The organism is Kitasatospora sp. NPDC002522, from assembly GCF_053595195.1.
Window position 1 is genome coordinate 169,477 of record NZ_JBSFXE010000013.1, and the last position, 25,572, is coordinate 195,048.

Below are 25,572 nucleotides of genomic sequence, written 5' to 3' on the forward strand. Positions count from 1 at the left end.
GACCGTACGACCGGCCGGTTCCGGCCATCTCGAACGCATTCCCGCCGCCGCACCGCTGACGACGGCTCAGGGCGGCTCAGGGCGGCTCCACCCGGCGGCTCACCAGCCAGGCGTGCTTGCCGAGTTGCCGGACCCGCTCGAAGCCCTGCTGCTCGAAGAGCTCGACCGTCGCGGTGTACAGGAAGCGTCCCGGGGCCTCCCGTCCGGCGGTGGCCTCGGAGATCGCCTCGACCGATCCGCCGCCGGCCCGGGCGATCAGGTCCAGCGCGCCCTCCAGCGCGGCGCGCGCCACGCCCCGGCCCCGGTGGCGGCGGTCGACGAAGACGCAGCCGATCCGCCAGTCCGGCTCGGCGGGCGCGTCCTGCTCGTACGCCCGGCGGTGTTTGATCCGGGAGACCTCGGCGGGGTCGCCGTACTGGCACCAGCCCTGGGCGGTGCCGTCCTCGTCGAGGACGAGCGCGGCGTGGGCGCGGCCGGCGCGGACCCGCAGCCGTGTGGCGGCGAGCGTGGCCGGGCGGGTGATCGGGTGTCAAGGGTCCGATCACGGCGAGAGATCGAACGCGGCGCGGATCGCGGGCCAGCGCTGCGGGTCGCCGACGGCGGTCTCCAGCACCTGGTAGGCGGTCCGTTCGCAGAGCTCGACGAGCCCGTCGCGGGTGAGGTCGGCGCCGGCCAGCCAGCCGAGCACGGCCTCCTCCATGAAGGCGAGCCAGCCCGCCACCGCGAGGGCGATCCGGGGCGAGGCCTGGGCGCCGGCACCGGTGACCGCGTCGGTGATCCACTGCGCGAGAGTGGTGCGGGCGGCGCGGTGCAGGGTGGCCATCCGGCCCGCGCCGCCGCGGGCGCCGTGCCGGACCACGGCCTGGTAGAGCGTCGGATGGCGCGCCACGAAGTCGATGAACCGCTCGATCCCGGACCGGAGTTGGCCGGCCGCGCTGAGCGCCGGGTCGGGCGCGATCTGCTCCAGCAGCTCCTGCGCGACGAGCTCGACCACCGCGTCGCGGAAGCCGCGCTGCGAGCCGAAATAGTGGAACAGCAGTCCGGGCGAGACGCCGGCCTGCTGGGCTGCGGTCTCCACGGAGACCTCGTCGAGTCCCCGGACGCGCATCAACTCCCGGGCGGTGCCGAGGATCTGCTGCCGGCGCTGGTCCGCGGAGAGCCGCCGCGCCGGAACCTGGGAGGGGGCCATCCGCGCATCGTATTGACTTCCCCGGACGCCTCGCTACTTTTGAGTACTACCGCCGAGCGCCTCGCCGCCGACCTCCCCCGCCACAGCGAGCTGCTGCTGCACCGGCTCCGCGAGGGCGCGTCTCCCGCGAGCCTCGCCGCCGCCCTCACCGCCCGGGCCGCCCTCACCGCCCGGGCCGCCCTCACCGCCCGGGCCGACCTCGACGGCTACACGCTCGCCGCACCCGCCCTGCTGACGCCGGTCGCTCCCCGCCACCCGACCCCGCCCAGCCCCAACTCCCCTCTTCCGCCCGGCCTCTGGGCGCTGACCCGTACCTCGCCTTCCGCGACACCACCGCCGCCTTCGCCGAACTCCTCACCGTCACCTCCCACTCGGCGTGCTGGCTCGACGACGACCTCCCGCACAGCGGCGCCCGCCCGGGCGTCTCCCGCAGCTGACGCGGTCAGCCAACGCCCGGCAGCTCCAAGGGAGTTCGGCCGCTCTCGGCCCAGGTCGCGATGATCGGCCCGGCGGGCGCTCCGCAGGCGCGCGCCAGCAGTACGTGCAGCAGGAGCCGGGCGGCCGTGACGAACAGCAGCGGGGAGGACTCCCGGTCGTAGCCCGCCCGGTCGATCACCAGCCGGCCCGCCGGGAGCGCCCCGCCGTCGAGGTGGGGTCGCAGGCCGGTCACCGGCGTTTCGCCCAGCCAGTCGGGCAGGCCCGGCTGCAGCGCACCGGGCAACAGCCCCGGCAGCGGCGCGAACCGCTCCGGTTCCCCGAGCCCGACCTGCCAGGCCAGCCGGTCGCCCTCCCCCGGCACGAACTCGCCGCCCAGCAGGGCGACGGCCCGCTGACCGCCGTGGTTGCGGTGCAGCTCCAGGACCGCGCGGGCCTTGACCCCCGTGCTGACCGGCCGGGCGGGGACCAGCCCGCCGACCCGGCGCTCGCCCGGGATGCCGAACTCCGGTCGGTCGTCGTCGCATGCCGCCTCGGCGCCGCGCATCCGTACCGCAAACACCTGCAGGTGCCTCACTCTCGCGCCGGACCACGGGCCACGGCACGCGGTCCGATCAATCTGATCAACCAGCCGGACAGTACCCGGCCACGGCGGCCCTCCTTCCCCACCAGGCGGCAACTGCCGTCCGTGCAGGTCCGGTCGAGGCGGCCCCGGGAGAGGGTCTCGATCAGGCCGAGCGTCCAGCACATCGGGCAGCCGCGCAGGGCGAACAGTCCGAGGGGCAGCAGGAGCAGGCTGAGCGGGCCGACCGCGGGGAGCAGGAGGACGGCGGCGGCGAGCGAGCCGAAGCCGACGGCGCCGCGCAGCAGGTGGCGGGGCAGGGTGGAGCCGGCGAAGCCGCGCGAGGTGGTCATCGGCGGTCACCTGCGGCCGGCTCGACGGTGAGGGTGTGCTGGACGGCGAGTCTGGCGCGGTGCAGGCGGGACTTCATCGCGGCCGTGCTGAGCCCGAGGGCGGTCGCGACCTCGCGGCCGCTCCAGCCCCGCAGGTCGCGCAGGACCAGCACGCGCCGCTGGTCGGGCGGCAGCGCCGCGACGGCGGCGGCCGCCCAGGTGGCCGCCGCCGTCGCGGCGCCTCGGTCTCCGCGGAGTCGACGGGCGTGTCCTGCTGCCGCGCCGGCCCGGGGTGGAGCACGGCCTTGGCGCGCCGCAGGCACTCGTTGCGGACGATCCGGAACATCCAGGAGGCCAGCGCGCCGGACGCCCGCAGCATGCCGATCTTCCGGTAGAGGATGATCAGCGCCTCCTGCGCCGCGTCCTCGGCGTCCTCGGGGGTGGCGCACAGCGAGTGGGCGAAGCGGCGGACGTTGGGGTGCGAGTCGGTGACCAGCGCCGCGATCGCCTCCGCGTCGCCGTCCTGCGCGGCGGCGATCACCTGTTCGCCGGGCCACGCCCGGGCGGTCTCAGCCACGTGCGCCTCGCCGCCGCTTCACGACCAGCACGCAGGTGCACAGCAGCACCGCGCCGACGCCGAGTCCGATCGCGAGGATCATGTCCTACCTCCGGGTTCCGTCCCGGCGCCGTTCGCCGGTGACGGACATGAAAGGGGCGGGCCGGCGAAAAGGATTCACCCGCACCCGCCCCGGACCTCGCCGAACTCCCGGACTACTTCTCGACGCGCTCACCCTTGCTGCGCTCGACGCAGAACTCGTTGCCCTCGACGTCCGCCAGCACGACCCACCCGGTCCCGTCCGCCCGCCGGCGGTCGTCGACCAGTGTGGCGCCGAGGGCGAGCAGTCGCTCGACCTCCTCGTCCCGGGTGAGGTCCTCGGGCTGGACGTCGAAGTGGATCCGGTTCTTGATCGACTTACCCTCCGGCACGGTGACGAAGAGCAGCCCCGCAGCCTCGATCAACGCCTCCGGGTCCCCGGGGTGGTCGTCGTCGTGCAACGGCTGACCGAGCACCTCCGACCAGAACGAGGCGAGCCTGAACGGGTCGAGGCTGTCGATGGTGACGTGGCGGATCACAGAAGTCATATGACGGATTCTCACCTGCAGAAGTAAGGGGCCGCAAGCAAGTTCTCCACTGACACACCCCTCCCCCTACCGGCCAGTGCAATGTTACCGTTCCGGCCATGTCTGCACCCCACGTCGGCACCGACGCCGAAGCCAAGGCGGAGCTCGACCGCCTCACCGCCGAGTTCTTCGGCGCCTTCGACAACCGCGGCGGCAAGCCCGCCGACCTGGCCCGGCTGCGCCGGCTGATGGTGCCGAACGGGGTGATCGTGGTGACCGGGCCGTCGTACACCGCGTACTCGGTGGAGGAGTTCATCGCGCCGCGTGAACTGCTGCTCTCGGACGGCCGGCTCACCGAGTTCAGCGAGTGGGAGACCGCCGAGCACACCGAGATCGCCGGGCTGGTGGCCTGCCGGATCGGCGAGTATCGGAAGGCCGGGCTGCTGAACGGCGAGGTGTACGAGGGCGGCGGCAGCAAGACCTTCCAGTTCGTCCGGACCCCGGACGGCTGGCGGATCGCCGCCTTCTCCTGGTACGACGCGCCGTAGCAGCCGACCCGCCGGGAACCCCGCACGGCCCGGATTCATCCTCCCGTGAGAGAGTCGTGGCCTTCCGAAGGCGGCCACGGCGGAGACGGAGGTGCGGCCGGTGTCAGCAGGACGGGTGCTGGTGGTGGACGACGACGCGGCGATCCGGCGCACGCTGGAGCGCGGGCTGCGGCTGAGCGGCTTCACGGTGGCGGTGGCCGAGGACGGCCCGGCCGCGCTGGAGCGGATCGCCGCCGCCCCGCCGGACGTCCTGGTGCTGGACGTCAACCTGCCGGGGCTCCCCGGGACGGAGGTCTGCCGCTCCCTGCGCGGCCGCGGCGACGACACCCCGGTGCTGATGCTCTCCGCACTGGACGAGCTGGCCGACCGGGTGGCCGGACTGCAGGCCGGCGCCGACGACTACCTGGTGAAGCCCTTCGCGCTCGAGGAACTGGTGCTGCGGCTGCACGCCCTGCTGCGCCGCCGCCCGCCGCAGCCGGACGACCAGCTCCGGGTCGGTCCGCTCACCCTCCGCCCGCAGACCCGCGAGGCGTTCTGGGAGGACACCGAACTACGGCTCACCCGGCGGGAGTTCGAGCTGCTCACGCAACTCGCCCGGAACGTCGGGATCGTCCTCTCCCGGGAGCTGCTGCTGGACCGGGTCTGGGGCTACGACTTCGAGGTGCGCAGCGACGCGGTGGACACCTTCATCTCCTACCTGCGGCGGAAGTTGGAGGCGGGCGGGCGGCCCCGGCTGATCCACACGGTGCGCGGGGTGGGTTTCGTCCTGCGGCTGCCGAACGGAGAGGGTGAGCGCCGGTGAAGCTGTCGACCCGGATCGCGTTGTGGGCGGCGGTCCTGGTGCCGCTGCTGGTGGTCGCCGCCGGTCTGCTGCTGCTGCCGCTGGTCGGATCCGACCTGCACCGCCGCCAGGACGCCGCGCTGAACGACCGCGCCGCCGCGGTGCTGCCGAACGTCCGGGCCCTGCTCTCGGCGGACAACCGGGGCCGGGCGAAGGCCGAGCAGAACCAGCAGCACAAGGTGGTGGACTCGGCACTGGACGCGGGCGTCCGGGTGGCCGCGGCGGACGGCACGGTGCTGCTGGAGGTCGGCCCGCAGCCCGACGACCCGAAGCTGCTGCCCGCCGACCCCGGCAAGGTGGTGACGGTCAGTCAGAATGGCGACTCCTGGCGGGTTTTGACGGTGCGCGCGGGCAGCGGCACGGCCACCGGGACGCTCTGGGTGCTCTCCCCCGCCGCCCAGCCCGCCGACGAACTGCAGGCGGTTCGCCGCCGGGTGCTGCTGGTGGCGCTGGTCGCGGCCCCGATCTCCGGCCTGATCGCCTTCGGCCTGGCCGAACGGGCCACCCTGCCGCTGCGCCGGCTCGGTCGCCGGGCCGCCGCGCTCGACCCGCGGGCCGGGCACGCGGCCTTCGCCCACACCCGCACCGGCACCACCGAGGTGGACGAACTCTCCGGCGCCATCGCCCTGTTGCTCTCACGCTACGACGAGCAGGCGGCCCGCACCGCGCAGGCCCTGGACACCGCCCGCTCGTTCTCCTCGGCCGCCTCGCACGAGTTGCGCACCCCGCTGATGAGCCTGCGCACCAACCTGGACGTGCTGGCCGCCCACCCCTCCCTGCCGGCGACCGAACGGGCCGAGATCCTCGACGAGTTGCAGCAGGACCACGCGCGGCTGCGGGACCTGCTGGACGCGCTCTCCACGCTGGCCCGCGGCGATCTGGTGGAGGTCTCCGCGTTCGGCCCGGTCGACCTGGCCGACCTGGTGGACACCGCCGTCGCGGAGGCCTCACGGCGCCGCCCGGAGGCCGAGTACACCGCCGAACTCCCCTACGAGGCACGGGTGTTCGGCTGGGACTCCGGGCTGCGGATCATGCTGGCCAACCTGCTCGGCAACGCCGCCGTGCACGGCCGTACCGCCGAGCGGGGCGCCGAGGTCACCGTCCGGCTGCGGACCGAGGGCGGCACCGCGGTCCTCACCGTGGACGACCGCGGCCCGGGCGTCCCGCCGGCCGAACGCGCCGCCGTCTTCCACCGCTTCCACCGCCGCCCCGGCAGTCCCGGCTCCGGCCTCGGCCTCACCCTGGTCGCCCAGCAGGCGGCCCTGCACCGCGGCGCGGCCCAGGTCACCGACCGCCCCGACGGCCCCGGCTGCCGACTGGAGATCCGCCTCCCCCTGCTCCGCCCGGACCGCCCCACCCTCCAACTCCCGCCGCCCCGCGACTGGCTGACCACCGACGCGGAACCCACTCCCTCCTGACCGCCCGCCCTGGCGGCGGCCGCCCGGCATGGTCCGACAGACACGCCCCTGTCCGGCGATGCGTTTCCCGTACCGGCTTGGTCCGACCGACCCACCCGCTATCCGGCGATGCGTTCCCGTACCGCCGTGGCGAGGTGGTCGCGGAACCAGCGGTGGGCGGGGTCGTCGGAGTTGCGGGGGTGCCAGGCCATGCCCAGTTCCAGGGGCGGCAGTCGCAGCGGGATCGGGAAGGTGCGCAGCCCGAGGTCGTGGACCGGGTCGGGGAGCCAGTCGGCGACGGCCAGGGCGATCAGGTCGCTGTCGCGGGCCACCAGCATGGCGCTGGTGTGGCTGGGCACCACCACGGCGGTGCGGCGGCGCAGGCCGAGCTCGGCGAGCGCGCGGTCGATCGGGCCGTGCCGTCTGCCGAGGCGGGAGATGCCGATGTGGTCGGCCGCGGCGAACCGTTCGGCGTCGATCGGGCCGGTGAAGATCGGGTGCTCGCGGCGGGCGACGGCGACCAGCGGCAGGTCGGCCAGCGGGCGGGTGCGGATCTCGGGGTCGAGGTGGCCGAGCACGCCGAGTTCGACGTCGACCAGGCCCTGCCGCAGGGCCGGTCCGCCCTCGACCGACTCCGGCAGGAAGACGGTGTCCACGCCTGGCGCCTCCCGGCCGAGCCGCTCGGTCAACGCCCCGGCCAGGCCGGCCAGCAGCAGGTCGGTGGCCTGCACGGTGAAGGTGCGGTGCAGGTGGACCGCCTCGAACCCGGCGCCGGGGCGCAGCACTTGGGCGCAGCCGCGCAGCAACGCGGTGACCTCGTCGCGGAGTTCGACCGCTCGCGGCGTGGGCACCAGCCCCTGCCCGGCCCGGACCAGCAGCGGGTCGCCGACCGCGCGGCGCAGCCGGGCGAGGCTCCGGCTGACCGCGGCCGGGGAGGTTCCGAGGCGCTCGGCGGCGCGGGTGACGCTGTGCTCCTGGAGCAGCGCGTCCAGGACGGGCAGCAGGTTGAGGTCCACGAGCTGGGATGTTACGCCTGGCGCAATGATCTGCTGCGGATTCTTGCATTGTCGCGTAATCCGCCTGGCCCGGAGAGTGGAGGTGCGACGGCGGGCGGGTGCCCGCCGGACGCTTCGTCCACTCTTCGAGGAGCTTTCCGTGATGCAGTCCATGCGTGCCGCCCGGTCCGACCAGGCAGACCGGTCCGACCGCGCCGACCGGGCCGGTGACGTGCTGGCGGTGATCAGCCAGAGCGGTGCGACCGTCTCGTTCTTCGACGCCGCCTCCGACCGGCTGCTCGGCGCGGTCGAAGTCCCGGCCGAGCCGCACGAGTTGTGCTTCGACCCGGGACAGCGGCTGCTGTGGTGCAGCACCGCCTACCGCTCCGGCTACTACCACGCCAACAGCGGCCGGGCGTCCGAGCTGACCGCGATCGACCCGGACACCCGCCGGGTGGTGGCGGTGATCGACCTGGCACCCGAACACGCGCCGCACGGGCTGGCGTTGGACGCCGCACGCGGTCTGCTGTACGTCAGCGTGGAGGGCGGGCCGGACCGTCCGGGCGGTGTGGTGGTGGTCGACACCGCGACCCGGAAGGCGGTCGGCCGGATCGACACCGGCGCTCCCGGTCCGCACTGGTTCGCCATCGACCCGGCCGGGCGGACCGGTTACGCCACCAACAAGGAGGCACCGTTCGTCTCGGTGGTCGACCTGGCCGGCGGCGAGCTGGTGGCGAAGGTCGAGGTCCCCGGCAGCGAGGGCCTGGCGGTCTCCGCGGACGGCTCCCGGGTCTACGCGGGCGGCCCCTACCTCGGCTTCGCGACCGGGCCCGAACCGCGTCCCGCCAACGGCGTCCGGATCATCGACCCGGCGGCCGGCGCCGTCGTCGGCCTGATCCCCACCGAGGCCCCGGCGTTCGCCGTCCACCTGACCGCCAAGGGCCTCCTGCTGGTCGGCGAGGTCCGCACCGAGACCGTCCTCGGCACCGGCCTCGGCCGTCAACTCCCGGGCCGCCTCTCGGTCTTCGACCCCGCCACCGCCACCCGCCTGGCCACCCTGGAGACCGGCCGCTTCCCCCTCACCCTCACCTCCTCCCCCGACGGCCGCCTCGGCTACGTCGCCGCCGTCGAGTCCTCCACGGTGGACGTCGTCGACCTGGAGACCTTCGAACTACTCGCCCGCCTCGACATCCCCAAGCCCGGCGCCCCCGGCGCCCACGGCCTCGCCTACCTCCCCCGCCCGGCCTGACGGCTTCGCCGGCCGGGCCGTCGCCGGGTCAGGCTCCGGCCTTCCGATCCGCATGCACCTGCGCCCCGTCGACCAGCCTGCGGCTCGCGTCGACGCGCTGGAACAACCGGTCCCGCCACTCGATGCCCGGCATCGAGGTATCGGATCTGATCGGGGTGCCGTGGAGGAAGAGCTCGTCCTGCCACGACACGCCGAAGGGTCGCCCTGGGCCCTGCCGGTAGAGGCCCACGAGCTGTGGTGGGCCCCCGGTCGCCCGGTCCGCGCCCCGTTCCAGCGCCTCACAGAAGGCGCTGAAGGCGGCACGGCTGGTACCGGAGGCGTCGGACTGCCGCCACTCCGCGAGCGCGTCCTCGAGCGCGTTCCTCCCGCTGCCCAGCAGCTCCAGCTCGGAGCTCGTGGCGGCCATGGGCGGCTTCTCGACGCTCCAGTCGTCCGTCGCCTTCCGGTACCGGAGGAGCTGGAGCCCGAACTCGCAGCCCACGCCGGACCCGTCGCGCGAGCAGTGCACGAACACCACGTCGGCCCGCACATGGCCGGGCAGCTGGGCGGCGGCCGCCCTCACCAGACTCTCGAAACGGGCCTGCCGTGCAGCCATGTCGGCGCCCGTCAGACCCTGGTGATCGAAGAGGTCCACGACGAGGGGCAGCGTCATGGCGGGGAAGAGCACGTCTCCGACGTAGCCGAAGATGTCCGGCGTGGTGTGCGAGTGGAACGTCTTCCGCCCGTGGTCCCAGGGCTTCCGCCCGTCGGGCCAGCTGATCCGGCTGTCGGTGGCGATGTACAGCGAGGCGGGTCCCCGCTGGTCGACGCCGGTCCACACGGACAGGCTCGTCATGCTTCCTCCCTGTTTGACACCGACTCAGCGGCCGTAGCAGCATGAAAGTGCAACTCCGGGGGCTTCCACTCATGGGAGCGGCGAGGTGCCCACGGTGGTGGAACGAGCCGAGCTCGTCCGCCAGTTGTCCGTGCCCGCGGTTTTGGTGGCCGATCATTTCATGGTCGGCCATCTTTCTTTTTCGTCCGGCGCTCCCGGTTCCACAGGGATTCCACAAGAAGGGTCCCTACCGTCCTTCTCGACCGGGCGACCGCGGCCGGTCGGGAGCTGAGGGACGGAACGGAGGGGATACCCATGCGCATCAACCGGATGGCTGGCGTGGCCGGGGTGGTTGCCCTGGCGGGGCTGCTGGTGTCGGCGGTGCCCGCGCAGGCGGCGAGCGCGCCGAAGGGCGACGGGGCGAAGGCGGTCTGCAAGCGGCTGCCGAAGACCCAGGAACGGGTGGACAAGGCGCTGGAGCGCCTGCACGGCGACGCCACGGTGGCCGGCTCGGTGACCCGGCTGCAGCAGCGGGTGGACAACGCCCACAAGGAGGGCCACGCCGAGATCGAGAAGTACCTGAACGACCGGCTGACCTTCCGCAAGAGCCTGGTGCCGACCCTGGAGACCCGCCAGGCGGACCTCAAGGCGGTGGCCGACTGGTGCGCCAAGAACGCCCCGGCGGCCGGCAAGTGACCCGCCGCCGGATCGGCCGCCCGGCCGCCGCGATGGCGGTGCTGGCCCTGGCCGCCTCGGCCCTGCTGACCGCCTGCGGCCCGTCGGGCCAGCAGGACGGCGGCAGCGCCGACAACTCGCAGGTCCAGCAGATGCAGCAGAAGGTGGACGCGGCCGACAGCGCCGCCGCCCAGGCCGACGAGAACGCCGGCCAGGACAACTGACCCCACCCGCCGACCCCGACGGCCCGCGCCCACCCCGGAGCGCGGGCCGTCGGCCGTTCCCCCTGCGCGTCGGCCGTCCCGCCCCCGGTTGCCGGTACCCACCCGTCCGCCCTTCGAGACGAGCGTGTCCGCGATGCGGCCGTTCGCGTGGCGGAACTTGACGCGCCGCCGCCCCGTCGTGAACGATCAGCGGCATGGATTCCGGCACGGTTCTGGTCTGCCGCCTGCACGTCGATCTGCGACGCCAGGCGAGCGACATGTGTGCCTGCTGACGTTTTCCTCCCGCGCCCTGTGAGTTGAGCCAGGGCTACCCGCACCGCCGTGTGCGGTCCCGCCGTACCCCGCCGAGCCGGCCCGTGCGCCGGTCCCCGCCGTCCGTCCGTGCGACGACCGGCGCACTTCCCCGCAGCTCCGCCGCCTCCGGCCCGCCGGACGGCGCCTCGGCACATCCCGGAGGAACCCATGCCCGCCGACCTGGCGACCGCCACCGCCACCGCTCCGGCCGTCGACACCGACGACCGTCGCAAGCCGCTCTCCCCCGCCGCCCTGCGCCGGATCGTCAGCGATCTGGCGGAGCATCCGGAGCTGTGGCTGCACCGGGTACGGCTCTCGGGTGAGGAGCGCTGGTACGAACGGCTGGAGCTGGCGGAGTCCTACGAGGTGTGGCTGATCAGCTGGCTGCCGGGGCAGTCCACCGGTTTCCACGACCACGGCGGCTCGCGCGGGGCGTTCACCGTGGCGCTCGGCGAACTGGAGGAGCTGGCGCTGGCGGGCCCCGAGCACGGGCTGACGGTGCGCCGGCTGGCGGCGGGCAGCGAGCGGGCGTTCGGACCCGAGTACCTGCACGATGTGCGCAACACCACGCAGGGACCGGCGGTGACCATCCACGCGTACTCGCCGCCGTTGAGTGAGATGTCCAGGTACGAACTGCGGGCCCAGGGTCTGGTCCGCACCGCGACGGAGGGAGCGGAACAATGGTGATGACGGTGGATCAGCTGGTGGAGAGGTCGCGCGAGGGCGTGCACCGGCCGGGGCCGGAGCAGGCGCGGGCGGCGGTCGACGGCGGGGCGCTGCTGGTGGACATCCGGCCGGCGGCGCAGCGGGCCCGGGAGGGTGAGATCCCGGATGCGCTGATCATCGAACGGAACGTGCTGGAGTGGCGCCTCGATCCGACGGGCAGTCACCGGATCCCGGAGGCGTCGGGCTTCGACGTGGAGTGGATCGTGGTCTGCTCGGAGGGCTACGCCTCGTCCCTCGCGGCGGCCTCGCTGCGCGAGCTGGGCCTGCACCGGGCGACCGACCTGGACGGCGGGTTCGTCGCCTGGGCGGCCGCGGGACTGCCCACCACGGGCGGGGGCCGACCGGCCGCCTGACGGTCCGTTCGTCGATCCACTCTTGCGATAACGCCCGGACGCGAGGCCGGACAGCAGACATAATCAGATCATTGTTCGATAAACCTTTGCCGGCCACTGCTAGGAACCACCCGTGATCAGATTCGAGGGCGCCGCCAAGCGCCACCCCGACGGCACGGTCGCCGTCGGTGGCCTGGACCTTGACGTACCGGCAGGCCGGACCACCGTGCTGGTCGGCCCGTCCGGCTGCGGCAAGACCACCATCCTGCGCATGGTCAACCGGATGGTGGTGCCGACCGCCGGACGGGTCCTGCTGGACGGCACCGACGTCGCCGCGCTGCCCGCCGCCGAGCTGCGGCGCGGCATCGGCTACGTGATCCAGCAGGCCGGGCTGTTCCCGCACCGCCGGGTGATCGACAACGTGGCCACCGTGCCGCGGCTGCTCGGCTGGGACCGCAAGCGGGCCCGGGCCCGGGCCGCCGAACTGCTGGAGCTGGTCGGCCTGCCGCCGGAGACCGCCCGCCGCTACCCGGCGCAGCTCTCCGGCGGCCAGCAGCAGCGTGTGGGCGTGGCCCGGGCGCTGGCCGCCGACCCGCCGGTGCTGCTGATGGACGAGCCGTTCAGCGCGGTCGACCCGTTGGTACGGTCCGGTCTGCAGGAGGAACTGCTGCGGATCCAGGCGGAGTTGGGCAAGACGGTGCTGTTCGTGACGCACGACATCGAGGAGGCGGTGCGGCTCGGCGACCAGGTGGTGGTGCTCCGCAACCACGGAGAGATCGCCCAACTCGCCGACCCGCACACCCTGTTGACCGCGCCGGCGGACGCCGGGGTGGCCGCCTTCCTGGGCCGCGACCGCGGCCTGCGCGGCCTGGGCCTGCGCCCGGCCGTCGGCGTCCGGCTCGATCCGATCCAGCAGCGCTACCAGGACTGGGAGTTGGCGCTCGACCAGGACGGCCGCCCGCAGTCCTGGGTGCGCGGCGCCGAGCGCCACCCGGTCCCGGTCTTCGACCCGGCCCGGGACACCCTGCGCTCCGCACTGGACGCGGCGGTGCTCGCCCCGTCCGGCCTGGCCGTGGCGGTGGACGCCGACGGCCGCGCGGTCGGCGCGGCCGACCGGGCCGCGGTGGTCGCCGCGCTGGGCGAGCGGGCCGCCGACCCCGTCCTCGAGGCGTCCAGCGACCCCGAGCAGGTGCCGCATGCTGGACGGTGAGCCGCTGATCCGCTGGCACTGGCTCGGCGACCACCTGGGCTACCTGGGCGGCCTGACGGCCGATCACGCGGTGATCGCGCTGGTCCCGGTGCTGCTCGGGCTGCTGCTGGCGCTCCCGCTGGGGCTGGCCTGCACCCGCTTCCCGCGGCTGTACCAGCCGCTCGCGGCGGTGTTCAACGTGGTGTACGCACTGCCCTCGCTCGCGGTCTTCGTGGTGCTGATCCCGTGGACGGGGCTGGCCACCCAGGCGACCGTGATGCTGCCGCTGACGTTCTACGCGCTGGCGGTGCTGCTGCCGACCACGGTGGACGGGCTGCGCGCGGTGCCGGTGTCGGTGCGGCAGGCCGCCACCGCGATGGGCTACGGCCCGTGGCGGCGGCTGGCCGCGGTGGAACTGCCGGTCGCGGTGCCGTACCTGATCGCGGGTCTGCGGGTGGCCGCGGTCTCCTCGATCTCGCTGGCGGCGGTCGGCGCGCTGGTCGGCCGCGGCGGGCTGGGCTACCTGTTCGTGGACGGCTTCCAGCGCACCTTCCCGACCCCGATCTTCGCCGGGATCCTGCTGGTCGCGCTGCTGGCGCTGGCCGTCGACCTGGTGCTGGTGCTGGCGCGGCGGGTGCTGGCGCCCTGGGCGGGGAGGACGGCCCGGTGAACTGGTTCGACTGGCTGAACTCCTTCCTCTCCGACCCGGCGCACCGCTCCGGACCCGACTCGATCGCCAACCGGGTGCTGGAGCACCTGGCGTTCTCCGCCGAGGCGCTCGCCCTGGCCGCGCTGGTCGCGGTGCCGCTCGGCCTGCTGATCGGCTACACCGGCCGCGGGCTGTTCCTGACCACCGCCTTCGCCGGGGTCGCGCGGGCACTGCCCACCCTCGGCCTGGTCACCCTGACGGTGCTGCTGGCCGGGGTCGGCGACGTCGCGGTGCTGGTGCCGCTGACCGCGCTGGCCGCGCCGCCGCTGCTGGTGGCCGCCGCCGAGGGGGTGCGCGGCACCGACCCGGACGTCCGGGACGCCGCCCGCGGCATCGGCCTGACCCACCCGCAGACCCTGTTCCAGGTCTGCGTGCCCGCCGCGCTGCCGACCATGCTGGCCGGCGCCCGCACCGCCGCCGTGCAGGTGATCGCCACCGCCACGGTCGCCGCGTACGTCGGGCTCGGGGGCCTGGGCCGGTACGTGATCGACGGGCTGGCCACCCGGAACTTCCCGACCACCGTCGGCGGCGCCGTCCTGGTGGTGCTGCTGGCCGTGCTGGTCCAGCTGCTGTTCGCCCTGCTCATCCGGTTCGCCTCGCCGCCCGGCACGCGCACCGTCCGTGTTGACGATCACGCGGGGACTCCCGCACTCCAGAAGGAATCGATATGACGACCCGTCTGCTGCGAACCGCCACCGCCGCCGTGCTGCTGCTCGGCGCGGCGGCCTGCTCCTCCTCCGGTGGCGGCGACCCGCTGGCCGCCGGCTCCTCCGCCCCCGCCTCCGCCGCGAGCGGCAAGACCGTGGTGGTCGGCTCGGCGAACTTCCCGGAGAACGTACTGCTCGCCTCGATCTACTCGCAGGCCCTGAAGGCCAAGGGCGTCAAGGTCGAGGAGAAGTTCAACATCGGCAGCCGCGAGGTGCTCTACGGCCAGCTGCAGAGCGGCGCGCTGACCGTGCTGCCCGAGTACAACGGCGCCCTGCTCGGCTACCTGGACGCCAAGTCCACCGCCGCCGGCACCACGGCGGTCAACGCCGAGCTGAAGGCCAAGCTGCCCGCCGGCCTGGCCATCCTGGACTCCTCGGCCGCCGAGGACAAGGACTCCCTGACGGTCACCCAGGAGACCGCCGACAAGCTCGGCCTGAAGTCGATCGCCGACCTGGCGGGCAAGGCCCAGGACCTGGCGGTCGGCGGCCCGCCGGAGTTCAAGTCCCGCCGCGAGCAGCAGTTCAAGGACGCCTACGGGCTGACCTTCAAGGAGTGGAAGCCGACCGGCGACACCACCGCCAACGCGCTGAAGGACAACACCGTCCAGCTCGGCAACGTGTTCACCACCGACCCGAAGATCGTCCAGCTGAAGCTGGTCTCGCTGGCCGACCCGAAGAACGTGTTCAGCGTGCAGAACGTCACCCCGCTGGTGAACCAGGCCGGTCTGGACGCCACCGGGACGGCCGCCCTGAACGCCGTCTCCGCCAAGCTCGACACCGCCGGGCTGACCGCGCTGATGAAGCGCGTCGCCATCGACAAGGAGGACCCGGCGGCGGTCGCCAAGGACTGGCTGAAGAGCTCCGGCCTGAGCTGACGAAGCACCGTCGGCCCCGCACCCGAGGACGGGGGGTGCGGGGCCGACGGCATGTCAGAACGCCTTTCCGGCACGGCTTCCGGCGCGGTTCCCGACGGCTGCGCGCACGGTTCCCGAGGTCGCCCGGGCGAACTGTTAGGAGTCTTGACAGATCAAGTGGTCCAGACCAACTATTAGGCCTTGTTCCATCGCTGTTCCTTCCCGACCGGGACGCATCGTGGGGGTGTGACCACCGGCCGGGGCGTCTGCCCTGCCCCGTTCCAGCCCGGCACTCCCTGTTCCAGGCCAACCGGCCTGCCGCCGCCCCAAGACCGGCAGCAGGCTGCCCTCCCATGCCTGTTGGAGACCCGATGCGCCTTCACCGACCACTCCACGCGCTGCTCACCGTCGGCGCGATGGCCGCCGCCTCGCTGGGGCTGATCTCCGCCCCCGCCCAGGCCGCCACCCCGCTGCCGCAGCACGTCTTCGCCCCGTACTTCGAGGCCTGGACCGGCGACAGCCCCGCCGCCCTGGCCGCCCAGTCCGGCGCCAAGAACCTCACCATGGCCTTCCTGCAGACCGCCACCAAGGGCAGCTGCACCCCGCTGTGGAACGGCGACACCGCGATGCCGGTGTCCAGCTCCGTCTTCGGCGCCGACATCACCACCATCCGGGCCAACGGCGGCAACGTCATCCCGTCCTTCGGCGGCTACACCGCCGACAACACCGGGACCGAGCTCGCCGACTCCTGCACCGACGTCAACCAGATCGCCGCCGCCTTCGAGCAGGTGATCACCACCTACGACGTCAGCCGGATCGACCTCGACATCGAGGACAACTCGCTCACCAACACCGCCGGCATCGACCGCCGCAACAAGGCGATCAAGCTGGTGGAGGACTGGGCCGCCGCCAACGGCCGCACCATCCAGTTCAGTTACACCCTGCCGACGACCACCAGCGGACTGGCCGCCAGCGGGCTGAACGTGATCAAGAACGCGATCACCAACAACGCCCGCATCGACGTCGTCAACATGATGACGTTCGACTACTACGACAACGCCAGCCACGACATGGCCGCCGACACCCAGACCTCCGCGCAGGGCCTGTACAACCAGCTGGCCAAGCTCTACCCGACCAAGACCGCGGCGCAGCTGTGGGGTTCGATCGGGATCACCGAGATGCTGGGCATCGACGACTTCGGTGCGGCCGAGACCTTCACCGTGGCCAACGCCACCACGGTCTACAACTGGGCAGTCTCCAAGGGCATCAACACCCTGTCGTTCTGGGCCCTGCAGCGCGACAACGGCGGCTGCGTCGGCACCGCCGGCTCCGACAGCTGCTCGGGCATCGCGCAGAACAAGTGGGACTTCAGCCACATCTTCGCGCCGTTCACCAGCTCCACAGTCCCGGCCAACGACTTCTCGGTGTCGCTGAGCCCGGCGTCCGGCTCGGTCCAGGCCGGCTCCGCCACCTCCGCGACCGTCACCACCGCGGTCACCTCCGGCTCCGCCCAGACCGTCAACCTCTCGGTCTCCGGCGCCCCGGCCGGCGTCACCGCCACGCTCAGCCCGGCCAGCGTCACCGCCGGCGGCTCGGCGACCCTGAACGTCTCCACCACCGCTGCGGTCGCCAACGGCAGCTACCCGCTGACCGTCACCGGCACCGGCGCCTCCGGCAGCCACACCGCCACCTACACCCTGACGGTCACCGGCGGCAGCACCGCCAACGACTTCTCGGTGTCACTGAGCCCGGCGTCCGGCTCGGTCCAGGCCGGCTCCGCGACCACCTCGACCGTCACCACCGCGGTCACCTCCGGCTCCGCCCAGACCGTCAACCTCTCGGTCTCCGGCGCCCCGGCCGGCGTCACCGCCACGCTCAGCCCGGCCAGCGTCACCGCCGGCGGCTCGGCCACGCTCAACGTCTCCACCACCGCCGCCGCCACCCCGGGCAGCTACACCCTGACCGTCACCGGCACCGGCGCGTCCGGCAGCCACACCGCCGGCTACGCGCTGACCGTCACCGGCGGCACCGCCACCGGCCTGGCCAACGGCGACCTGGAGTCCGGCAGCCTGGCCCCGTGGACCTGCCAGAGCGGCGGCGGCCTGTCCGCCACCGCCCACGCCGGCGCCCACGGCCTGCTCGCCGCGCCGACGGCGGGCCAGACCGGCCAGTGCCAGCAGACCGTGACCCTCGCCCCGAACCACGCCTACACCCTGACCGCCTGGGTCCAGGGCCCGTACGCCTACGTCGGGGTCTCCGGCGGCGCCACCGCCTCCACCTGGGCCAACAGCACCGCGTGGACCAAGCTCACCGTCCCCTTCACCACCGGCGCCAACGGCACCGTGACCGTGTACCTGCACGGCTGGTACGGCCAGGGCAGCGTCTACGGCGACGACTTCTCCATCGCCTGACCGTCCGTTCGCCTGACCTGACGCCCTCCTGACCCGGCGTCAACGGCGCCCCGGATCCCCGCGTGGGACCCGGGGCGCCGTCCTGCGCTAGGCGATGCCGCCGTTCACGTACACCGTCTGCCCGTTCACCCAGCGCCCGGGACCGGCCAGGAAGGACACCGCCTCCGCGATGTCGTCCGGCGTGCCGAGCCGCTCCAGCGGCGGCTGCTTGGCGAGGCGCTCCACCGTCGCCTCGTCCTTGCCGTCCAGGAACAGCGGCGTCGCGGTCGGGCCGGGGGCGACCGCGTTGGCGGTGACGTCCCGGCCGCGCAGCTCGCGGGCGAGCACCGGCGTCAGCGCGTCCACCGCGCCCTTGCTGGCGACGTACGCGCCGTAGCCGGGGAACGCCAGTTTGGTGACCGAGGTGGAGAACAGCACGATCGCGCCGCCCGCGCGCACCCGTCGCACGGCCTGCTGCGCGACCACGAAGCTGCCGCGGACGTTGGTCCGGTGCACCCGGTCGAACTCGTCCAGGTCCAGCTCGGCGATCGGGGCGAGCCGCATCACGCCCGCCGTGTGGACCACCACGTCGATCCCGCCGAACTCCCGCTCCACCGCGTCGAAGGCCTCCGCCATCGCCCGCTCGTCGGCGACGTCGCCCCCGACCGCCACCGCCCGGCCGCCGGCCCCGGTGATCGCCGCGACCGCGCCGTCGGCCGCCGCCTTGTTGCCCGCGTAGTGCACCGCGACGGCCATCCCGTCGGCGGCCAGCCGCTCGGCGACCGCCCGGCCGATGCCGCCCGAGGCCCCGGTGACCAGGGCCACCCGCGTGTTCTCCGTCATCAGTCCGCTCCTGCCGGTCGAATCCCTAATGGACGCACAGTCCATATAACCACCTTGTGAACGCCGCGTCCATATGACAGCCTGGAGCCCCGGAATCCCGCAGCCGAGAGGCGTCGAGCAGCAGATGACCGAACAGCTCGAACCCCGCGTCCGCCGCGGCCGCGGCCGCCGCCCGGCCGACGAGGTCCGCGCCGACGCGCTCGCCGCCGCCGGGGCGCTGCTGCTCGAACAGGGCATGGGCGGATTCACCTTCGAGGCGGTCGCCGAGCGGGCCGGGGTCAGCAAGACCACCCTCCACAAGTGGTGGCCCTCCAAGGGCGCGCTCGCCCTGGACGGCTACTTCCAGGCCGTCGCCACCCCGCTCGCGTTCCCCGACACCGGCGACATCGAGGCCGACCTGACCACCCAACTCCGCTCGTTCGCCCGCCTGTTGACCACCACCCCGGCGGGCCCCACGATGGCCGGCCTGATCGGCCAGGCGCAGACCGACCCCGACCTGGCCGCCGCCCTCCGCGAGCGCTACACCGGCCCGCGCCGCCGCCTGGCCGTGGAAGCCGTCCGACGCGCCCAGGACCGCGGCCAGCTACGCCCCGACCTCGACCCGGAATCCCTGGTCGACCAGCTCTGGGGCGCCTGCTACCACCGCCTCCTGCTGCCCGACCTCCCCGTCACCGAGGCCTTCGCCACCACCCTGGTCCGCAACCTCCTGCACGGCGTGGCCACCGCCTGACGCCCCGTCAGGGCTTGCGGCAGAGCGGCACGAACGACGCCAGGGCCAGCACCGAGCAGGCCAGCACGACCACGCCGAGGACGGTCGCGGACGGGTGGCCGCCGAGGCTGCTGAGCGGGGCGACCACCGAGCCGCACAGGAAGGTGCCGGTGCCGAGCAGCGCGGACGCGGAGCCGGCGGCGTGCGGGGCCATCGTGAGGGCCTGGCCGTTGGCGTTCGGAAGGATGACGCCCATCGCGCCCATCAGCACGGCGAGCGCGGGCCAGACCCCGGCCAGCCCGGTGTCCCAGACGGTGGTGCACAGCACCACCGCGGCGCCGGCCAGCACCGCGACGGCGAGCGCGGAGACGGTCAGCGTCCGGGACGGGAAGCGCTGCACCAGCACCCGGCCGTTCAGCTGGGTGAAGGCGAGCAGCGAGACCGAGTTGACCGCGAAGACCAGGCTGTAGGTCTGCGGGGAGATCCGGTACACGTCCTGCAGCACCACCGAGGAACCGCCGACGTACGCGAACAGCGCGCCGAAGGCGAAGGTGCTGGTGAGCAGGTAGCCGAAGAACGGGCGGTCACGCAGCAGTCCGCCGATCGCCCGCAGCGTGGTGCCGAGGCCGTCGCCGTGCCGTCGCTCGGGCGGCAGGGTCTCGTCCATCCGCAGCACCGCGCCGGCGGTGAGCACGGCACCGAGGACGGCGAGCGTGAGGAAGGTGCCGCGCCAGTCGGTGAGGTGGAGCAGCTGCGCGCCGACGACCGGCGCGAGGATCGGGGCGAGCCCGGAGATCAGCCCCATGGTGGCGAGGAAACGTATCATCGCCACCCCTTCGAGCCGGTCGCGGACGATCGCCCGGGCGATCACCAGCCCCGCGGAGCCCGCCACGCCCTGCAGGGCGCGTCCGGCGACCAGCAGCGGCATCGAGTCGGCGAGCGCGCAGACCACGGTGGCCAGGGTGTACACCGCGAGGCCGACCAGCAGCGGACGGCGGCGGCCGAGGCGGTCGCTGAGCGGGCCGAACAGCAGCTGGCCGAGGGCCATGCCGAGCAGCGAGCCGGTCAGCGTCAGCTGCGCGACGGGCGCGGTGGAGTGCAGGTCGGCGGTGAGCGCGGGCACCGCGGGCAGGTACAGGTCGGTGGTGAGCGGTCCGAGCGCGGCGAGGCCGCCGAGCAGCACCACGGTGGTGGTCGCGAACGGCGCGCTGCGCCCGCCCTGGTCGGCGGCGCCGGTCGGCTGGTCGGCGGGCGGGGCGGTCTGGTCGCCGTCGGCGTCGACGGTCGGGCCTGGCATGGGACTCCTCGGGGTGGTGGGTATGCGCCCCGTCCTATCGCATCGCCCGCCCGCGCGAAACGGCGGCCCCCTCGCCCCGGTCCGTTCCGCCGCTGCTCAGTGCGCCCTCGCCGGACCGCTCTGCACCGGCGTGGCACTCTGCGGGCTCTGGGCGGCCACCACAGTGGCGTCGTCCTGCCATCCGTACAGCTGGTCGCCGATCAGCGCGACGTCGTAGAGGCCGCAGTGCGCGGTGGCCTTCCGGGGGGTGTCCGCGGGGAACCAGTGCGCGCTGAGGTGGACGCTGCCCTGCGTCCGGCCGCTGGTGCAGCCGGACGGCAGCGAACCGTCGGGGAGGGTGGCGCGGATCAGCCGGTCACTGCTGTGACCCGACATCAGGAAGGCGACGCCGGTGGCCTTGTCGGGCAGCCAGCGCGGCACCTCGGGGCGGCCGGCCTTGGCGGCGGCGCCGTTCGCGAAGTGCTCGGTGTGCTCCAGGCGGTCCCGCGCCCGGTCGACCGCGGTCGGCACCAGTATCGCCAGCAGCACGGCGGCGGCCGCCCCGCCGAGCACCACCGTCACCGCCGTCCGTCCGTACCCCATCGCGATCCGCCCCGTCCCGCTCGAACACCTGGTCACCCGTCCCTTCCATGGTGGGTGCGGGCGGGGGCGCGAACCATGCGCATGTGGTACCGAACGGCATCGTCCCGCAGGTGGAGGAGCCGCCCCGCGCCCCCGCCTTACGACGGAGGGCGCGGGCCACCCGGGGGCGGACTCAGCGGAACTCGCGCACCACCTCGATCGCCCCCACGATGTGCCGGTTGAACTCCGCCAACTCCTCGGCGGGAACCCACAGTTCGAGGATCGTCTCGCCGCCGGCCCGCTGCACCGGGTAGCGCTCCAGGAAGGCGCTCTCCACCTCGAACCGCGTCACGTACCCGACCCCGGACGCCGGCACGTTCCAGTCCCGGGCGATCCGGATCGCGTAGTCCTCGTTCAGCACCGGGTAGAAGATCGGCTGCTCGGGCAGGCGCGGCGGCCACGCCCGCCACCCGGACTCCGCCACCAGCGCCAGTTCCTGCGGCCCGGTCGGTCGCCAGAGGGTGGTGGTCTGCTTCTGCTGCGGGCTCATGCACCCCACCCTAGGGACGGCCCACCGGCCCCCACCAGCGAATATCCGCACCGGAACGACGGCGGCCCGCCCCGCGAACTACCACGGGGCGGGCCGCCGTTCGGCAGTCGGTCGGGTCAGTGGAGGTTGAACGACACCGCCGTGGCGTTGCCCGCCGTGCCGGCGATGGCGCCGTCGTACCAGTAGCCCGCACTGTCGGTGTAGATCTCGTGCAGCACGCCGCCCTCGACGGCCTCGACCACCCGGACGCCGGTGGCGGTGGTCCGGACCGACAGGGCCGTGATGCCGCCGCCCACGCCGACGACGGGGTTGTCGTGCCAACCCGCGGCGTCGGTGTAGATCTCGTGCAGCACGCCGCTCTCGACGGCCTCGATCACCCGCTGCCCGGAGGCGTTGTAGGTGAAGGCGATCGCGCTGATGTTGCCGCCGACGCCGCCGACCGCGTTGTCGTGCCAGTAACCGGCGCTGTCGCTGTAGATCTCGTGCAGCACCCCGCCCTCGACGGCCTCGACCACGCGCTGCCCGGAGGCGTTGTAGGAGAAGCCCAGTGCGGTGATGTTGCCGCCGACCCCGGCGACGACGTTGTCGTGCCAGTAGCCGGCGCTGTCGCTGTAGATCTCGTGCAGCACCCCGCCCTCCGAAGCCTCGATCACCCGCTGGCCCATCGGCCCGTACGCGAAGCCGAGCGCCACGATGTTGCTGCCGGCGCCGGCCACGGCGTTGTCGTGCCAGCCGCCGGTGCTGTCGCTGTAGATCTCGTGCAGCACGCCGCCTTCGGAGGCCTCGATGACCCGCTGGCCGACGGGGCCGTAGCTGAAGGCGAGCGCGTTGATGTTGCCGCCGACCCCGGCGACGGCGTTGTCGTGCCAGCCCGTCCCGTCGGTGTACACCTCGTGCAGCGCGCCGTTCTCGACGGCTTCGAGGACGCGGTCGGAGCTTGCGGTGTTGGTCTGGGAGGACCACAGCGAGGGGCCGTCCGCGGCGTACAGGACGAGGTTGCCGTCGGGCTGGAAGACCAGGCTGTCGTTGGCGTGTCCGCTGGTGGAGGTGGCCCACAGCGCGTTGGTCCGGCTGACCGCGTCAGCGGCCGTGGGGTAGCCGACGAGGTTGCCGTCCGCCTGGAGGGTCATGACGGCGTTCGGGCTGGCGGCCGAGCCGAGGGCGAAACGCTGGGTGCCCGCGATCGTGACGGTCAGCTGGCCCTTGGTGAACGCCGCCGTGTTGGCGCCGAGCTGCCAGGTGCTGCCGCTGGGGTAGAGGGTGCCGTCGGACGGCAGGGTGACGGCACTGCCGCTGCCCGCGGCCGCGCCGACCTGGCCGGGGGTGAGTGCCTGGTTCCAGGTCTGGATCTGGGCGATCCGGCCGCTGTAGTAGGCAGTACGGGTGTCGTTGTACAGGTAGTCGCCGACCGTGAACGCACCGCGGAACAGGGTGCCGGCGACCCGGGTGTGGCCCGCTGTGGCGGCTTCCACGCCGTTGACGTACAGGACCATCTGACCGGTGGCCGCGTTGTAGGTGGCGGTGAGGTGGCTCCACACGCCGAGGGCCATCGTCCCGCCGTGCGCGCAGTCGTAGGGCCAGCCGGTCGCGTCGGCGGTTCCGAGGCAGAAGAACCACTGACGGGTGTTCAGGTCCGGGTACAGCAGCAGACCGGAGGAGTGCGTGCCGTCCTGGGAGAGGATGACGCCACCGCCGCTGGTGGGCTGGGTCCAGACCGAGAGGCTGAAGTCGCCGCTGACGTTCACGGCGGGTCCGGTGGCCGTCAGGGCGCCCGCGGCGCCGTCCAGGCGCACGTCGGGGGTGAACAGGTCGCCGGTCCGCCAGGTCGCAGCCGCGGAGCCGGACAGCGGCAGGGCGCCGACCTGGTCACGCGCGGCGCCGTTGCCGACCGCGCCGGACGACTGGTCGTTGAGCGGCCAGCTGTGCACGGGCGAGGCCAGCGGCTGGGGCGAGAGGGTGCTGCCGTCGAACAACCGGGCGGTGACGTTGCCGGTGCTGTCGACCGACCAGAGGTCGGCGGTGCCGTCGCGGTTGATGTCGGCGGCCTGCAGGACCGGCTTGGCGGCGGAGGTCCAACCGCTGGCGGCGACCCGGACCGGCGCGGTGGGCGTCGGGTTGGTGCCCAGGATCTGGGTGGCGGCCAGGTTGGTGAGGACGGTCGGGCTGTAGTACCAGAGCTCACCGGTGGTGGTGTTGCGGGCGTACAGCGCCGGCAGGTTGTTCACCAGGGCGGTGGTGATGGTCCAGCCGGTCCAGTCGGCACCGCCGGCCGGGTTGGTGGCGGACAGCGTGACGCTCGCGTCGGCAGCCGCGTACGCGCCGGGGGTACCGGTGCCGCCGGTCAGGACGAGGTGGTTCTGAAAGACCATCAGCAGGCCGGGAATCCCGAGCGGGTCGCCGCTGGCGGACTCGTAGAGGGCGCCGGCGTTGGCGACCTGGGTGGCCTTGGTGCTGCCCTGGCCGGTGAATGCGGTTGCGTTGACGTTGACCTGGGAGCCGGAGACCGGGCTCAGGGCGGAGCCGTCGCCGTTGCCGTAGACGATGCTGGCGGCGCCGGTGGCCGGGTTGTAGGCGAGGTAGTCGTTGAAGCCGTCACCGGTGGCGAAGTGACCGGTGATCACCTGGGTGCCGTTCCAGTCGGTGGCCGCGCCGGGCGCGTTGACGCCGGTGCCCTTGGCACCGATGTTGTCCGCGGCCGAGCTGAGCGTGTTGGTGGTGATGCCGGACGCCAGCCACAGGCCGGACGGCAGGGCGGCCTGGTTGCCGACCACGGCGAGGTCGGCACGGCCCTGGCCGGTGAGGTCGCCGTCGAGCGCGGTGGCCGGAGCGGCCGCGTTGAACACCAGGTTGGCGGTGTCACCGATGTTGCCGCCCGGCGAAACCGCCGTCACGGTCAGGGTGTTGACCCGGCGGGTCGGCTCCAGCGAGATGGTCGCGCCACCGGAGCTGGCCGCCGCCGTGCGGGGCGTGCCCCCGTTGAGCTGGTACAGGAAGCTCGCCGGAGCGCTGCCCGTCGCGTTCGCCGCGATGGCGAAGGAGGCGGCCGTGCCGACCTTGTAGCTGCTGGTCTGCGGGGTGACGGTGGGTGCACCCGGGACGGTCGAGTCGAAGACGAACTGGCAGGTGGCGCTGACCGGGCTGTCGGCGCTGCCATCACTGGCGTACACGTTCCAGGAGAACGTGGTCAGGTTCCCGGCCGCCGCGTCGCTCAGCGTCTTGCGGGGGATGACGAAGGCCGTGGTGGTGCCGGAGGTGGCGGCGAGGCTGCTGCCCACGCTGGTGGCAACGACAGTGCCGTCGCTCTTCTTGAGCGTGAAGCCGACCGCGAGGCTGCCGCCGTCCGGGTCCCCGACGGCCGCGTACAGCGTCACGTCGCCGTTGCCGAGCACGGTGGGCGGGTTGGCGCCGCAGGCCGTGGTCGGCGAGGTGCTCAGCGAACCCGGCGCGGTCGGGGCGTGGTTGTAGGTGGTGGAGATGGTCATGGTCGACGGCTGGAACTTCTTCCAGCCGTAGGAGTCGCCCTCGTCGGAGGCCTTCAGGCCGAGGGTGAGGTCGGACTGGCCGTTGTTGACGGCGCTCTGCATCGCGCCGGTCATGTTGAAGCCGACGGACTGGGTCGGGCAGCTACTGCTGTAGCCGTGCGCCTCGTACTTGGTGTCCTGCCAGGAGCTCCAGCCGGGCTGGTTGTTCCAGGTGGTGCCGGAGCCGATCCCGCCGGTCGCCCACAGCTCGACGTTGCGTCCGGAGCAGGAGGGGGACCAGGTCTCGGTGGCGTAGAAGGTGGAGGAGCTGATCTGGGCGCCCGCGAGCTGCGGCGCGACGTTCATCTGGGCGAACGCGCGGCCGACGTAGTACGGGGACTGCCAGCCGTTGTAGCCGACCCGCAGGCCGGTGGCGTCGCTGGTGCGCCAGTAGCTGGTGGTGGGGAACGCGGAGCTGACGTAGGTCCAGTTCTGGCCCCAGCCACCCGCCGAGTACGACGGGTCGATGTACAGCGGCCAGACGGTGTCCTTGCCGGCGAGCAAGTC

The 25,572-nt window shown here is 73.3% G+C and carries 26 protein-coding genes and 1 pseudogene; 14 read left to right on the forward strand and 13 right to left on the reverse strand.

Annotated elements, in window-relative coordinates; genetic code table 11:
• Nucleotides 1-76: 76 nt before the first annotated feature.
• From ACWD4U_RS14245 to ACWD4U_RS14270, 6 genes and pseudogenes are all read right to left on the reverse strand, one after another.
• On the reverse strand, nucleotides 77-523 hold the full coding sequence (locus ACWD4U_RS14245) for an N-acetyltransferase family protein (RefSeq protein WP_449787195.1): 447 nt from the start codon (nucleotides 521-523) through the stop codon (nucleotides 77-79).
• A gap of 18 nt (nucleotides 524-541) precedes the next feature.
• Nucleotides 542-1,189 (reverse strand): TetR/AcrR family transcriptional regulator, encoded by a 648-nt coding sequence (locus ACWD4U_RS14250; RefSeq protein ID WP_363458882.1) that lies wholly within the window; start codon nucleotides 1,187-1,189, stop codon nucleotides 542-544.
• A gap of 442 nt (nucleotides 1,190-1,631) precedes the next feature.
• Nucleotides 1,632-2,171 carry a hypothetical protein gene (locus ACWD4U_RS14255; RefSeq protein ID WP_363458880.1) on the reverse strand — a complete coding sequence of 180 codons (540 nt, stop codon included), beginning with the start codon at nucleotides 2,169-2,171 and terminating at the stop codon, nucleotides 1,632-1,634.
• A gap of 26 nt (nucleotides 2,172-2,197) precedes the next feature.
• The gene (locus tag ACWD4U_RS14260) at nucleotides 2,198-2,539 is read right to left on the reverse strand and encodes a hypothetical protein (protein ID WP_363458879.1); all 342 of its coding nucleotides are present in this window, start codon (nucleotides 2,537-2,539) and stop codon (nucleotides 2,198-2,200) included.
• Nucleotides 2,536-3,023, reverse strand: a pseudogene (locus ACWD4U_RS14265) (RNA polymerase sigma factor). The gene ACWD4U_RS14260 and the pseudogene ACWD4U_RS14265 overlap by 4 nt, the downstream one beginning before the upstream one ends.
• Nucleotides 3,024-3,289: 266 nt before the next feature.
• Nucleotides 3,290-3,661 (reverse strand): VOC family protein, encoded by a 372-nt coding sequence (locus tag ACWD4U_RS14270; protein ID WP_363461513.1) that lies wholly within the window; start codon nucleotides 3,659-3,661, stop codon nucleotides 3,290-3,292.
• Between the two features lie 98 nt (nucleotides 3,662-3,759).
• On the opposite strand from ACWD4U_RS14270, the gene ACWD4U_RS14275 reads away from it, so the two are divergent.
• From ACWD4U_RS14275 to ACWD4U_RS14285, 3 genes are all read left to right on the forward strand, one after another.
• On the forward strand, nucleotides 3,760-4,188 hold the full coding sequence (locus tag ACWD4U_RS14275) for an MDR/zinc-dependent alcohol dehydrogenase-like family protein (protein ID WP_363461511.1): 429 nt from the start codon (nucleotides 3,760-3,762) through the stop codon (nucleotides 4,186-4,188).
• 100 nt (nucleotides 4,189-4,288) lie between these two features.
• A complete protein-coding gene (locus tag ACWD4U_RS14280; RefSeq protein ID WP_363461510.1) occupies nucleotides 4,289-4,990 on the forward strand; it encodes a response regulator transcription factor in 702 nt (233 codons plus the stop codon).
• A complete protein-coding gene (locus tag ACWD4U_RS14285; protein ID WP_363461508.1) occupies nucleotides 4,987-6,447 on the forward strand; it encodes a sensor histidine kinase in 1,461 nt (486 codons plus the stop codon). Before ACWD4U_RS14280 ends, ACWD4U_RS14285 begins: the two co-directional genes overlap by 4 nt.
• Nucleotides 6,448-6,545: 98 nt before the next feature.
• Here ACWD4U_RS14285 and ACWD4U_RS14290 read toward each other — a convergent pair whose 3' ends face one another.
• Nucleotides 6,546-7,442 carry a LysR family transcriptional regulator gene (locus ACWD4U_RS14290; RefSeq protein ID WP_363461506.1) on the reverse strand — a complete coding sequence of 299 codons (897 nt, stop codon included), beginning with the start codon at nucleotides 7,440-7,442 and terminating at the stop codon, nucleotides 6,546-6,548.
• 142 nt (nucleotides 7,443-7,584) lie between these two features.
• On the opposite strand from ACWD4U_RS14290, the gene ACWD4U_RS14295 reads away from it, so the two are divergent.
• Complete coding sequence (locus ACWD4U_RS14295; RefSeq protein ID WP_363461504.1) at nucleotides 7,585-8,670, forward strand: YncE family protein; 1,086 nt, start codon at nucleotides 7,585-7,587, stop codon at nucleotides 8,668-8,670.
• A gap of 28 nt (nucleotides 8,671-8,698) precedes the next feature.
• Here the strand turns inward: ACWD4U_RS14295 and ACWD4U_RS14300 are convergent, their stop codons facing one another.
• Entirely contained in the window at nucleotides 8,699-9,505 is an 807-nt protein-coding gene (locus tag ACWD4U_RS14300) for a hypothetical protein (RefSeq protein ID WP_363461502.1), read from the reverse strand.
• A gap of 294 nt (nucleotides 9,506-9,799) precedes the next feature.
• Between ACWD4U_RS14300 and ACWD4U_RS14305 the strand changes: the two genes are divergently transcribed.
• From ACWD4U_RS14305 to ACWD4U_RS14345, 9 genes are all read left to right on the forward strand, one after another.
• On the forward strand, nucleotides 9,800-10,180 hold the full coding sequence (locus ACWD4U_RS14305; protein ID WP_363461500.1) for a hypothetical protein: 381 nt from the start codon (nucleotides 9,800-9,802) through the stop codon (nucleotides 10,178-10,180).
• Nucleotides 10,177-10,383 carry a hypothetical protein gene (locus tag ACWD4U_RS14310; protein ID WP_363461498.1) on the forward strand — a complete coding sequence of 69 codons (207 nt, stop codon included), beginning with the start codon at nucleotides 10,177-10,179 and terminating at the stop codon, nucleotides 10,381-10,383. The genes ACWD4U_RS14305 and ACWD4U_RS14310 overlap by 4 nt, the downstream gene beginning before the upstream one ends.
• Before the next feature lie 462 nt (nucleotides 10,384-10,845).
• On the forward strand, nucleotides 10,846-11,364 hold the full coding sequence (locus ACWD4U_RS14315) for a cysteine dioxygenase (protein ID WP_363461496.1): 519 nt from the start codon (nucleotides 10,846-10,848) through the stop codon (nucleotides 11,362-11,364).
• Nucleotides 11,358-11,756, forward strand: a complete 399-nt coding sequence (locus ACWD4U_RS14320; protein WP_363461494.1) for a rhodanese-like domain-containing protein — start codon at nucleotides 11,358-11,360, stop codon at nucleotides 11,754-11,756. The genes ACWD4U_RS14315 and ACWD4U_RS14320 overlap by 7 nt, the downstream gene beginning before the upstream one ends.
• A gap of 112 nt (nucleotides 11,757-11,868) precedes the next feature.
• Nucleotides 11,869-12,945 (forward strand): ABC transporter ATP-binding protein, encoded by a 1,077-nt coding sequence (locus ACWD4U_RS14325; RefSeq protein WP_363461492.1) that lies wholly within the window; start codon nucleotides 11,869-11,871, stop codon nucleotides 12,943-12,945.
• Complete coding sequence (locus ACWD4U_RS14330; protein WP_363461490.1) at nucleotides 12,932-13,594, forward strand: ABC transporter permease; 663 nt, start codon at nucleotides 12,932-12,934, stop codon at nucleotides 13,592-13,594. The genes ACWD4U_RS14325 and ACWD4U_RS14330 overlap by 14 nt, the downstream gene beginning before the upstream one ends.
• Nucleotides 13,591-14,304: an ABC transporter permease gene (locus tag ACWD4U_RS14335; RefSeq protein WP_363461488.1), complete on the forward strand. Its 714-nt coding sequence runs from the start codon at nucleotides 13,591-13,593 to the stop codon at nucleotides 14,302-14,304. The genes ACWD4U_RS14330 and ACWD4U_RS14335 overlap by 4 nt, the downstream gene beginning before the upstream one ends.
• Nucleotides 14,301-15,215 (forward strand): ABC transporter substrate-binding protein, encoded by a 915-nt coding sequence (locus ACWD4U_RS14340; protein ID WP_363461487.1) that lies wholly within the window; start codon nucleotides 14,301-14,303, stop codon nucleotides 15,213-15,215. Before ACWD4U_RS14335 ends, ACWD4U_RS14340 begins: the two co-directional genes overlap by 4 nt.
• A 350-nt stretch (nucleotides 15,216-15,565) precedes the next feature.
• Entirely contained in the window at nucleotides 15,566-17,605 is a 2,040-nt protein-coding gene (locus tag ACWD4U_RS14345; protein WP_363461485.1) for a glycosyl hydrolase family 18 protein, read from the forward strand.
• An 87-nt stretch (nucleotides 17,606-17,692) separates the two neighbouring features.
• On the opposite strand, the gene ACWD4U_RS14350 is transcribed toward ACWD4U_RS14345, so the two are convergent.
• Complete coding sequence (locus tag ACWD4U_RS14350) at nucleotides 17,693-18,427, reverse strand: SDR family oxidoreductase (protein ID WP_363461483.1); 735 nt, start codon at nucleotides 18,425-18,427, stop codon at nucleotides 17,693-17,695.
• A gap of 124 nt (nucleotides 18,428-18,551) precedes the next feature.
• Here ACWD4U_RS14350 and ACWD4U_RS14355 point away from each other — a divergent pair, with 124 nt between their 5' ends.
• Nucleotides 18,552-19,157 carry a TetR/AcrR family transcriptional regulator gene (locus ACWD4U_RS14355; protein ID WP_363461481.1) on the forward strand — a complete coding sequence of 202 codons (606 nt, stop codon included), beginning with the start codon at nucleotides 18,552-18,554 and terminating at the stop codon, nucleotides 19,155-19,157.
• Between the two features lie 7 nt (nucleotides 19,158-19,164).
• Here ACWD4U_RS14355 and ACWD4U_RS14360 read toward each other — a convergent pair whose 3' ends face one another.
• The 4 genes from ACWD4U_RS14360 to ACWD4U_RS14375 form a co-directional block, all read right to left on the reverse strand.
• A complete protein-coding gene (locus ACWD4U_RS14360) occupies nucleotides 19,165-20,433 on the reverse strand; it encodes a multidrug effflux MFS transporter (RefSeq protein ID WP_363461479.1) in 1,269 nt (422 codons plus the stop codon).
• 96 nt (nucleotides 20,434-20,529) lie between these two features.
• Nucleotides 20,530-21,051: a hypothetical protein gene (locus ACWD4U_RS14365; protein ID WP_363461477.1), complete on the reverse strand. Its 522-nt coding sequence runs from the start codon at nucleotides 21,049-21,051 to the stop codon at nucleotides 20,530-20,532.
• A gap of 136 nt (nucleotides 21,052-21,187) precedes the next feature.
• Complete coding sequence (locus ACWD4U_RS14370) at nucleotides 21,188-21,544, reverse strand: hypothetical protein (RefSeq protein WP_363461475.1); 357 nt, start codon at nucleotides 21,542-21,544, stop codon at nucleotides 21,188-21,190.
• Nucleotides 21,545-21,660: 116 nt separating this feature from the next.
• The coding region (locus ACWD4U_RS14375) for a LamG-like jellyroll fold domain-containing protein (RefSeq protein ID WP_363461473.1) at nucleotides 21,661-25,572 on the reverse strand (3,912 nt) is incomplete at its 5' end.

What these genes read in the sequence shown, in the direction of transcription:
- ACWD4U_RS14250 (WP_363458882.1), bottom strand. Translation starts at nt 1,189, where the DNA reads ATGGCCCCCTCCCAGGTTCCGGCGCGGCGGCTCTCCGCGGACCAGCGC.
- ACWD4U_RS14255 (WP_363458880.1), bottom strand. Translation starts at nt 2,171, where the DNA reads ATGCGCGGCGCCGAGGCGGCATGCGACGACGACCGACCGGAGTTCGGC.
- ACWD4U_RS14260 (WP_363458879.1), bottom strand. Translation starts at nt 2,539, where the DNA reads ATGACCACCTCGCGCGGCTTCGCCGGCTCCACCCTGCCCCGCCACCTG.
- ACWD4U_RS14270 (WP_363461513.1), bottom strand. Translation starts at nt 3,661, where the DNA reads ATGACTTCTGTGATCCGCCACGTCACCATCGACAGCCTCGACCCGTTC.
- ACWD4U_RS14275 (WP_363461511.1), top strand. Translation starts at nt 3,760, where the DNA reads ATGTCTGCACCCCACGTCGGCACCGACGCCGAAGCCAAGGCGGAGCTC.
- ACWD4U_RS14295 (WP_363461504.1), top strand. Translation starts at nt 7,585, where the DNA reads ATGCAGTCCATGCGTGCCGCCCGGTCCGACCAGGCAGACCGGTCCGAC.
- ACWD4U_RS14300 (WP_363461502.1), bottom strand. Translation starts at nt 9,505, where the DNA reads ATGACGAGCCTGTCCGTGTGGACCGGCGTCGACCAGCGGGGACCCGCC.
- ACWD4U_RS14305 (WP_363461500.1), top strand. Translation starts at nt 9,800, where the DNA reads ATGCGCATCAACCGGATGGCTGGCGTGGCCGGGGTGGTTGCCCTGGCG.
- ACWD4U_RS14315 (WP_363461496.1), top strand. Translation starts at nt 10,846, where the DNA reads ATGCCCGCCGACCTGGCGACCGCCACCGCCACCGCTCCGGCCGTCGAC.
- ACWD4U_RS14320 (WP_363461494.1), top strand. Translation starts at nt 11,358, where the DNA reads ATGGTGATGACGGTGGATCAGCTGGTGGAGAGGTCGCGCGAGGGCGTG.
- ACWD4U_RS14330 (WP_363461490.1), top strand. Translation starts at nt 12,932, where the DNA reads ATGCTGGACGGTGAGCCGCTGATCCGCTGGCACTGGCTCGGCGACCAC.
- ACWD4U_RS14340 (WP_363461487.1), top strand. Translation starts at nt 14,301, where the DNA reads ATGACGACCCGTCTGCTGCGAACCGCCACCGCCGCCGTGCTGCTGCTC.
- ACWD4U_RS14345 (WP_363461485.1), top strand. Translation starts at nt 15,566, where the DNA reads ATGCGCCTTCACCGACCACTCCACGCGCTGCTCACCGTCGGCGCGATG.
- ACWD4U_RS14350 (WP_363461483.1), bottom strand. Translation starts at nt 18,427, where the DNA reads ATGACGGAGAACACGCGGGTGGCCCTGGTCACCGGGGCCTCGGGCGGC.
- ACWD4U_RS14355 (WP_363461481.1), top strand. Translation starts at nt 18,552, where the DNA reads ATGACCGAACAGCTCGAACCCCGCGTCCGCCGCGGCCGCGGCCGCCGC.
- ACWD4U_RS14360 (WP_363461479.1), bottom strand. Translation starts at nt 20,433, where the DNA reads ATGCCAGGCCCGACCGTCGACGCCGACGGCGACCAGACCGCCCCGCCC.
- ACWD4U_RS14370 (WP_363461475.1), bottom strand. Translation starts at nt 21,544, where the DNA reads ATGAGCCCGCAGCAGAAGCAGACCACCACCCTCTGGCGACCGACCGGG.